Source organism: Sphingomonas bacterium, from assembly GCF_903644135.1.
Lineage (GTDB): Bacteria > Pseudomonadota > Alphaproteobacteria > Sphingomonadales > Sphingomonadaceae > Sphingomonas.
The window spans coordinates 1-9,004 of sequence record NZ_CAHJXA010000088.1; the positions used below are offsets into that span (position 1 = coordinate 1).

8 protein-coding genes are annotated in these 9,004 nt (G+C 66.1%); 4 read left to right on the forward strand and 4 right to left on the reverse strand.

Features of this window, described 5'->3' with window-relative positions; genetic code table 11:
• The coding region (locus HUU96_RS06555; RefSeq protein ID WP_302480221.1) for a beta-ketoacyl synthase N-terminal-like domain-containing protein at positions 1-425 on the reverse strand (425 nt) is incomplete at its 3' end.
• Positions 426-646: 221 nt separating this feature from the next.
• Here HUU96_RS06555 and HUU96_RS06560 point away from each other — a divergent pair.
• Genes HUU96_RS06560 through HUU96_RS06575 form a run of 4 tightly spaced genes read left to right on the forward strand, consistent with a single transcriptional unit; the run spans position 647 to position 5,297 of the window.
• Entirely contained in the window at positions 647-2,260 is a 1,614-nt protein-coding gene (locus tag HUU96_RS06560; RefSeq protein WP_174292035.1) for an AMP-binding protein, read from the forward strand.
• A gap of 45 nt (positions 2,261-2,305) precedes the next feature.
• Positions 2,306-3,631: a CitMHS family transporter gene (locus tag HUU96_RS06565; protein ID WP_174292036.1), complete on the forward strand. Its 1,326-nt coding sequence runs from the start codon at positions 2,306-2,308 to the stop codon at positions 3,629-3,631.
• Complete coding sequence (locus HUU96_RS06570) at positions 3,628-4,983, forward strand: acyclic terpene utilization AtuA family protein (protein WP_174292037.1); 1,356 nt, start codon at positions 3,628-3,630, stop codon at positions 4,981-4,983. The genes HUU96_RS06565 and HUU96_RS06570 overlap by 4 nt, the downstream gene beginning before the upstream one ends.
• Complete coding sequence (locus tag HUU96_RS06575) at positions 4,980-5,297, forward strand: AtuA-related protein (protein ID WP_174292038.1); 318 nt, start codon at positions 4,980-4,982, stop codon at positions 5,295-5,297. Before HUU96_RS06570 ends, HUU96_RS06575 begins: the two co-directional genes overlap by 4 nt.
• A gap of 285 nt (positions 5,298-5,582) precedes the next feature.
• Here HUU96_RS06575 and HUU96_RS06580 read toward each other — a convergent pair whose 3' ends face one another.
• The 3 genes from HUU96_RS06580 to HUU96_RS06590 are packed head-to-tail and all read right to left on the reverse strand — an operon-like array spanning position 5,583 to position 8,554.
• Positions 5,583-7,247 (reverse strand): recombinase family protein, encoded by a 1,665-nt coding sequence (locus HUU96_RS06580; RefSeq protein WP_174292039.1) that lies wholly within the window; start codon positions 7,245-7,247, stop codon positions 5,583-5,585.
• Entirely contained in the window at positions 7,247-7,432 is a 186-nt protein-coding gene (locus tag HUU96_RS06585) for a hypothetical protein (protein WP_174292040.1), read from the reverse strand. Before HUU96_RS06585 ends, HUU96_RS06580 begins: the two co-directional genes overlap by 1 nt.
• A gap of 27 nt (positions 7,433-7,459) precedes the next feature.
• A complete protein-coding gene (locus HUU96_RS06590; protein ID WP_174292041.1) occupies positions 7,460-8,554 on the reverse strand; it encodes a hypothetical protein in 1,095 nt (364 codons plus the stop codon).
• Positions 8,555-9,004 lie beyond the last annotated feature (450 nt).

Consider the following 9,004-nt stretch of genomic DNA (forward strand, 5'->3'; position numbering starts at 1 on the left):
ATGCCGTAGAGCGGCTTGCCGTCCGCCATATCCTCGGCGACCATCGCGTTGGTCAGCGACATCATCTCGGTCCCGCCAGCGACGACGAGATCCTCCATGCCGCTCATGATCTGCGCGGCGGCGAAGTTCACCGCCGTGATCCCGCCGCCACAGAAGCGGTCGAGCGTCGTGCCCGACGCCTTTACGTCATAGCCCGCGTCGAGCGCCGCCATCCGTCCGAGATCGCCACCCTGCTTGCCGCGCTGCGTGCTGGTCGACCAGATGATGTCATCGACATCGGCGGTATCGAGATGGTTGCGCTCGGCAATCGCCTTCAGCACCGTGGCAGCGAGATGCTGCGGGTGCATGTGCGCGAGCGCGCCCTTGCCGGCCTTGCCCACGCCGCGTGGCGTGCGGACGGCGTCGATGATGAGCGCTTCGGACATGACGTCTCCATTCCAGCAATTTCAACGGCCTCCGGCACATCGCGTTCGGAGACTGGACCATAGTTCTGCCACCATCGCTGGAACGCAGCGCGGCCAGTGTCAAGACCATACTGATCGAACACTCAGCATAGAGGACTGAACGATTTACAAGTTTCCGGGTGCGCGATAGGACCGGTCCAGTTGCGAGGCAGGAACGCGCGCAGGCCCGTTAGGAGAGCGAGATGTCGGTTGCGGAATTCACAGGCGGCAACACCATCACCGGCGTCCTGCGTGAAGTGGCGGACGCGAAGACCGACAGTGTTTTCCTCGATTTCCAGGGCAAGCTCTTCACCTACGGGGAAACGCAGGATGCCGCGCGACGTCTTGCGGCGGGACTGGTCGCGCTCGGCGTAGTGCCTGGCGACCGCGTCGTTTCGGTGCTCGACAATACTTTCGACGCGGTGGTGGCGTGGTTTGGAATCAACCTTGCCGGCGCTGTCTCGGTCCCGGTGAACACCGCCTATAAGGGTGAGTTCCTCCGGCATCAGATCGACAATGCGGGCGCGCGGATCGTCATCGCGGAGGAGGATTACGCCGCTCGCGTAACCGCCGTCGCTGGCGACATCCCCGCGCTGGCGGTTCTGGTGCATCGGGGCGCCGCACCAGCCGATGCGCCCGCCTCGCTCGAAATCCGGTCCCTCGATCGTGCGATGGACGCGCAGACCGATCACCCGTTGCCGGACGTCGCCCCGTCCGACCTGGCGATGCTCATCTACACGTCGGGGACTACGGGACCCTCCAAGGGCTGCATGATCAGTCATGGCTATGCGTGCAATCTCGCGCGGCAGGCGATCATGTGCGGGGATCGCCGCCCCGAGGATATCTACTGGAGTGCGCTTCCGCTGTTCCACATGAACGCGACCGCAACCGGCCTGCTATCGACCGCGATGCTCGGCGGTCGCTCGGTCGTGTACCCGCGCTTTTCGCTTTCGGGCTTCTGGCCCGACATCCTGCGCTCGGGCGCGACCTCGGTCGGGTTGCTCGGGTCAATGCATCCGCTGATCGCCGAAGCCGCGGATAGCGAAGAGTCGACGAAATGCTTCGGCCAACTCCGCGTGGTCGGCGCGGCACCGTTTCCCAAGGACATGCAGGACAAGTGGCGCACCCGCTTCGGTGTCGAAATCATGGGGGCGGGCGGCTATGGCCTGACCGAAGCGGCGATGGTCACGACCGGACCGCTGGCTACCCGGCTGGACCCCAATTCGTCGGGTCCGATGGCCGAGGAGTTCGACGTCGTCATCGCCGACGACGACGGCAATCCGCTGCCGACCGGTCAGGCGGGCGAGGTGCTGATCCGGCCCAGGCGACCGAATGTGATGTTTTCGGGCTATTGGAACCGCCCGGCGGACACGCTGAAGGCGATGAAGGACCTGTGGTTCCACTCCGGCGACATCGGCAAATTCGGCGAGAACGGCGAGTTCTACTTCCTGGACCGTAAGAAGGATTATCTCCGGCGGCGCGGCGAAAACATCTCCAGCTTCGAAATGGAGGCGACCTTCCAGAACCATCCCGATATCATGGACGTCGCGGTCCATGCCGTGTTCTCCGAACTGGGCGAGGACGACGTCAAGGTCACTTGCGTGCTGCGCGAGGGCGCGGACCTGACCGAGCAGAACCTGTGCCTGTGGGCGATCGATCGCGTACCGTATTTTGCCGTGCCGCGCTATATCGAGTTCCGCGACGACCTGCCGCGCAACCCGACCGGGAAAATCCTGAAATACCGTTTGCGCGAGGATGGCTGCACACCCCGCACGTGGGACCGCGAGAAGCACGACGTGGCGCTGGCGCGGCGGTGATACGATTGCGGCGTACCGCAACCCCTCCATACAGGGACAGGTAGTTTGGCAATCATTAGCGCACTGGCCATCGCGGCGTTGCTGGCGCTGATCCTTTCAAACCGCGTATCCCCGGTTGCGGCCTTGATCCTGGTTCCGGTCGTTGCGGCAACGATGATCGGCCTTGCTGCTGAAATCCCGGCTTATGTGGCAAGCGGACTGAGCAAGATCGCGCCGGTCGCGGCGATGTTCGTCTTCGCAATCCTGTTTTTCGGCATCATGACGGATGCCGGCCTGTTGCTGCCGCTGGTGAACTTGGTGTTGCGACTCGTGGGCGAGCGTCCTACGCGCATAGCGGTCGGCACGGCGGCTCTGGCGTTAGTGATCCATCTCGACGGCTCCGGGGCGGTGTGCTTTCTCGTCACCATCCCGGCGCTTCGTCCGCTATACGACCAGCTCGAACTCGACCGCCGGGTGCTGGCCTGCACCGCGTCGATGGCGGCCGGCGTGAACTTCCTGCCATGGACCGGCCCGACCGTCCGGGCGTCCGCCGCGCTCAAGATTCCGGCGCTGGAAATCTTCACGCCGATGGCAGGCGTGCAGGCGTGCGGCCTGGTCTTCATTTTCGCGGTCGCATGGTGGCTGGGACTACGGGAAGAGCGGCGCATCGCCGCCGGACTGCCACGACCCGTAGGGGGTGGGGGTGTCGCGATGGCGCTAGCAGAGGAGCCCTCCGCTCATGGCGGCAGCGATGCGCTGGCGAGTCTGCGTCGACCCCGGCTGTTCTGGATCAACGCCGTAATTACGCTGATCGTCATCGGGTCGGTGATTTCCGGCCGGATCGATCCGGCGGTCGCCTTCATGGTGGGAACCTCCGTCGCGCTGATCGTCAATTATCCCGGCGGCAAACACCAGCGGGATCGGCTGGACGCGCACGCGGGCGCCGCGCTGTCGATGGCTGCCATATTGTTCGCGGCCGGTGCGTTCGTCGGCATCATGAACGGCGCCGGCCTGATCGCCGCGATGGCCCAGGCCACGACCGCGCATATCCCGCAAGGTATCGGCGGTCACATTTCCGTTCTGTTGGGCGTACTCAGCATGCCGCTCAGTCTTGTGTTCGACCCCGACTCCTTTTATTTCGGTGTGCTTCCCGTCATCGTGAAGGTTGGTGAACAGTTCGGGACCGCACCGGTCGCAATCGGTCGCGCGGCGCTGTTGGGCCAGATGACGACCGGGTTCCCGGTCAGCCCGCTGACGCCGGCGACGTTCCTGGTGGCTGGGCTAAGCGGGATCGAACTGGCGGCGCATCAGCGGTTCGCCATCCCGTGGCTGTTTGCCGCCACGCTGGTGATGGTGCTTGCGGCGCTACTTATCGGCGTCCTGCCGCTATGACGGTGCGGCGGTCGTCCGCGCGCATCGGTGCCGGCGCGGGTTTCTCGGGCGATCGGATCGAGCCTGCGATCGAACTGGCGACGCATGGTGCGCTGGATTATCTCGTCTTCGAATGTTTGGCGGAGCGTACCATCGCCTTGGCCCAGCGCGCCAGGCGCGATGACCCTCAATCGGGTTTCGACCCGCTGCTCGACGCGCGGATACGCGCGGTGCTGAGACCGTGCGTCGACCGTGGCGTGCGAATCGTCACCAACATGGGCGCCGCCAACCCGTCAGGTGCCGCCGGACGGATCGCCGCCATCGCGCGCGACATCGGTCTCGCCGGACTGCAGATTGCGACCGTGACCGGCGACGACGTGCTGGCACAGGTGCTGCATCGCGACCCGCCGCTGTTCGGAGAGCCTGGGAGGGTGTCGGACCTGAAGCGCGATCGCATTCTGTCGGCCAACGCGTATCTCGGGGCCGGACCGATCCGCGATGCGTTGGCCGCCGGCGCGCAGGTCGTCGTAACCGGTCGCGTCGCCGACTCGGCGCTGTTCCTGGCGCCTCTGATGCACGAGTTCGGTTGGCGGGAGGATGACTGGTCGCTGCTGGGGCGCGGGGCGATGACCGGACATCTGCTGGAATGCGCGGGGCAGCTGACCGGCGGCTATTTCGCCGACCCGGGCGTCAAGGACGTGCCCGGTCTGGCCCGGCTCGGCTTTCCGTTCGCCGATGTCGCGCCGGACGGCACCGCTGTCTTCGGCAAGGTCGCGGGGTCGGGTGGTCTGATCGACCTGCGGACCTGTACCGAACAGTTGCTCTATGAGATCGGGGACCCCGCCGCCTATCCTACACCGGACGTGACGGCGGACTTCTCCGGTGTCCGGCTTCGTATGCTCGGCCCCGACCGGGTTGAGGCGTCGGGGGGCGATGGACGTCCAGCACCGGCGATGCTCAAGGTGTCCGTCGGCTACACCGACGGCTATACTGGCGAGGGGCAGATCTCTTATGCCGGCGTCAACGCCGTCGCCCGTGGGCGCCTTGCGCTGGAGATCATCCGCGAGCGGCTCGACCTGACCGGCGTTCCGGTACGCGACCTGCGATGCGAACTCATCGGCCTCGACGCCACTTACATCGGAGCCGGGCTTCCCGACCTGCGTCGACAAACCGAAGTGCGCGCAAGAGTGACGGGTCGGACCGACACGATCGAGGCGGCGCGGCGTATCGGCCAAGAGGTGGAAAGCCTGTATACGACCGGACCCGCGGGCGGCGGCGGAGTCACCCGGCACGCGCAGTCGGTAATCGCGATCGCATCCACTCTCATTCCCCGCGGCGATGTCTCGTCCGACGTCACGCTGCTGACCGCATGAAGCGGCGCCTCCACGCATTGGCGCACGCGCGCGCAGGCGACAAAGGCGACATTTCGCTCATTTCCGTCATCGCATACCGTCAGGCGGATTTCGTGCTGCTCGAGCGCCAACTCACCGGCGAAGCCGTAGCGCGTCACTTCGCCCGCCTTTCGCCCGACCGAGTCGAGCGCTTCACTCTGCCCTCGCTCGGCGCCCTTAACTTCGTGCTTCACGGTGCGCTGAGAGGCGGCGTCACGCGCTCGCTCGCGTTGGATGCCCACGGCAAAACGCTGGCTTCCACATTGCTGGAGATCGAGATCGATGTTCCGGAATAAGAACAGGGAAAGGTCTGACGTCCTTCTTTTTAACCTAATTCTATTTCAATCAGTATCGGCGTCATCGCCAAGAAAGGATATGTACCGGTAGGAACAACGAGGATACCTGCTACCGAGGCGCTCCCGGCACGACAACGATCGCATTATCCCGACACAGCGCAGTCTGATGGAGCGCACATATGTCGCTTCGATGGTGCCTCCAAACCGCCACCCGCTTCGAGCGCACCCGAGCCTCATTAGCGCCAGTATTGGCCGTGCCGCATCTTGGCGATTAAGCGTCTATTTTTACTCAACCGGCACCAAAAATTCCCAGCGTTTTGAGTGCCCGCTTGGGTGGTGCATGGGGCACCACTTCCGGTCAAAGATGGGCACCGTGCCCTCGAGGCGCGGGATGCCGCTGGTGACGCCGTTCTCCAACGCGGCCCTGGGGCCGGAGATCAGGATCTCGTCCTTCGACACGGTGACCTCCGACACCAGCATCCGCAGATAGGCGGTGCGCAGCGTTGGGTCTTCGTCGCGTAACTTCTCCGACAACAGATTGCCGAACTTCGCGACCGTCGCGTCGGTGATCCGGCCTGACCCCTTCGCGAGCTGCGTCTCGAGCGTGTCGATGCGCGCGGTCGCGGCTGTGAGGGAGGCGCGGTTATCGCCCATCCGCTTCGCGAAGATCGGATCGCGCGGCCCCATTTCACCGATCTCGACCAGGATCAGCAGCCGTTCAATCGCGGTGCGCAGCCGGGTCTGCTCGGCACGGGCGTGGACCAGCTCGTCCTCGCGCTGCGCGCGCTTCTGGTCGGAGAGGTTGACGACATCGGCGAGCAAGGCCTGCAGGCGGGCAGGCGCGAGCAGCTGACGCTCGATCGCGTCGAGCACGATGTTGTCTAGTTCCTCGCGGCGGACGCTCGGACCGTTGCAGGTACGGCCCTGGTTCACGCGGCCGTTGCAGACATAGTAGTGGTAGCGGCCTCCCTTGCCGGTGCGCATCGTCATGCCGCAGGTGCAGCCCGGCATCCCGCAGCGGGCGATCCCCATCAGCATGGTGGTGCCGGCGGCGATGTGCGGCGCGGTCTTGCGGGGATTGCGGCTGGCGCGCAGCGCCGCGACCCGCTCGAACTGGTCGAGGTCGACGATCGCCGGGCACGGCACCGCGATCCAGTCCTCGGGATCGGGAGCGTTGCCCTCATCGTCGGCGGTCTTGTCGTGGTACGTGCCGGTGTAGACGCCCCGCGAGAGGATGCCTGCGACGTTGCTGTTAGAGAACTTCGCGCCACGCAGCGTCGTGCCGCGTGCGTTCAGAGTGCCGACGATCCAGCGCCCGCCGCGGCCCATGTCGGCCCAGTCGAACACCTCGCGAACCACCGACGCCTCGGCCGGCACGATCCGCAGCTTCATGCGCTGCTTCTCGCCGTCCTGATGGGCGACATAGGTCTCGTAACCGTAGGCGATTGGGCCGCCATTGTAATAGCCCTGCCGGGCATTCTCCCGGCGGCTCTTGCGAGTGTAGACGGCCGAGTCGAACGCCTGCTGCTCGGCCATCATCGCGGTGATGGTCTGACCGATGCGCTTGGAGCGGCCCTCGCCGAAGTTCTCGGTGATCGACACCGTCTCGACCCCGGCGTCGGCAAGCGCGTCGATCGAGTTGAAGAACAGCCGCATATTGCGAGCCATGCGGGCGATGGCGAACATCAGGACGAGGTCGACGGGGTGCGAGCCGTCGGTCGCCTGCGCGATCATGCGGTTGAACTCGGGACGTCTGTCGGTCCGGCCGCTCAGGCCGCAGTCGGCGAACTCCTCGACGATGTCGATGTCATGATGCAGGGCGTAGGCGCGAAGGGCATGGCGCTGCGCCTCGATGCTCTGCGCCTTGCCGTCCTCCTTGTCGACCGAGAGGCGGAGATAGGCGTAGGCGCGCAGCCTGGTGTCGGGCTTCCGGATCCGTCCGCGTGCCATCATGCCTCCTCGTCGAAGATCGCGGCGAGGTCGGGGCCGAGCGCCGCCAGCACCTTATGAATCTCCTCCACCGTGATCGGCAAGGTCGAAGCGAACAGGCTGCGGACCGGTACGGGACGCATGACGCCATGGCCATGGCAGCGCCGCGTCGGCACCGACGCGTCCGGGGCTGGATCGTCCGCCATGACGAGGGTCGCAGCGTCGCCGGGAGCTCAGCCGAACAGCCGGTCGACGGCGTCGTGGTAGGCAGCCTTGGCGGCGGCCTTCTCGACAGGGGTCATGGCGGATACCGCCGCCTCGTCGGGCAGCAGCAGGCGGCGACCGCCATCACTGTGCCGCTCCAGCGCACCGATCACGACGTCGTCGTGACCGACCACGTCCTCCAGGTTCAGCGGCTCGGGGCCGCTGGCCATGCCCGCCGCCGCGCCGAACGGCAGCTCGGGCTCGGGCGTCGGCGGCACGATGCCGAGCACGACCAATGCGTGCCTAGGCTCGAACCGCTCATTGCGGGCGAGCAGCGCCTCCAGTCGCTTGCGCAGCGTGGTGACCGCGCCCTTGGCCGCGCTGCGTCGCGGGTGGGCGGCGTCGTCCTTACCTGCATCGGCGAGCGCTCTGCCGACCTTGTAGAGATAGTCCATCGGCGGCTTCGCCGGCTGCTGGAGAAGATCGGCGAAGCGCGGCTCATCGCGCTCACCCCTGGCGGCGGTCAGGTGCTTGCTGAGCTTACTCGGCGTCCAGCCGATCCGGGCGGCGATCACCAGGTCGGGGACGACCCAGACCTCGCTCATCCGCAATGCCTCGCGGGCGCGCTCGATCGGTGCCGAGGCGAGGGTGAGGAAGGACTGGCTGAAGCGCTGGTACACCGCCGTCTCGGCCGTCCCCGTCCAGCGCACCCCCCGGACCAAGACGGCGGGATTATCCTCGTGCTGAAGCCGCAGCGCCAGCACCCGCGCCCAGCCGTCGATGACGTACCAGATGTTCTCGAATAGGAGGACGAGGATGGGCGTCAGCGCGGCGGGATCGAGCGCGGCGTGGAACAGCGCTTTGCCGACGCCGTTCTCGAAGTCGTAGCGGCGGCGGGGATGATCGGCGCCGATGACGAGCTGGTCGAGCGGCACGGTGAACTCGCCCTCAACCAGCGGCGAGAGTGGGAACACGGCACTGGCACCGTCGAGAGCCTCGGTTTCTTTACTCTCGGCGGCAGGATGGTGCTCAGAGGCCTCGTAGCTTTCAGTTCCCGGACTGCCCTCGTCGTCGTCCGTGTTCTCCGGCCGCTGCCGCGGCTCCTCGCCATGCTTCTCGACCATGCCGGCCTCCCTCGGCGCCGGCGAAATGCCGCGACCCGGGGCGGGTATGTATCGCCCGGGCGGCACGGCTCGTGTGGGTGCCCTGTGCCGTCGTGATTGCACCGCTCTCCCGGGGAAAGCGGGGTGGTCAGACGTACTTCATCGGCTTGCCGGCATGCCCCAGGCTAGGCTCGATGGCGCATTGTGCGGCGGCAGTGACCGTTGCAAGCCGGGAGACGAGGCGAGGCTATACCCGCGAGTGCTGTCCGGTGACGCCGGATCCGGTGCGGCTCTACGCTGGCAACGAGATGTCGAGAGCGCCGGGGGATCAGGTCGGGTGGTTGGTTGGGTCGCCGCCGTTCGCCTCGGAGAGGTTTGCCGCTTCGGTGCTTAAGCGTAAGCATCCGGTGAGGGCCGCGGCTAGGCGGCTTTGAGCAGTTCTGCTGGTCGCCGCCAGTTCCATGGGAGCAG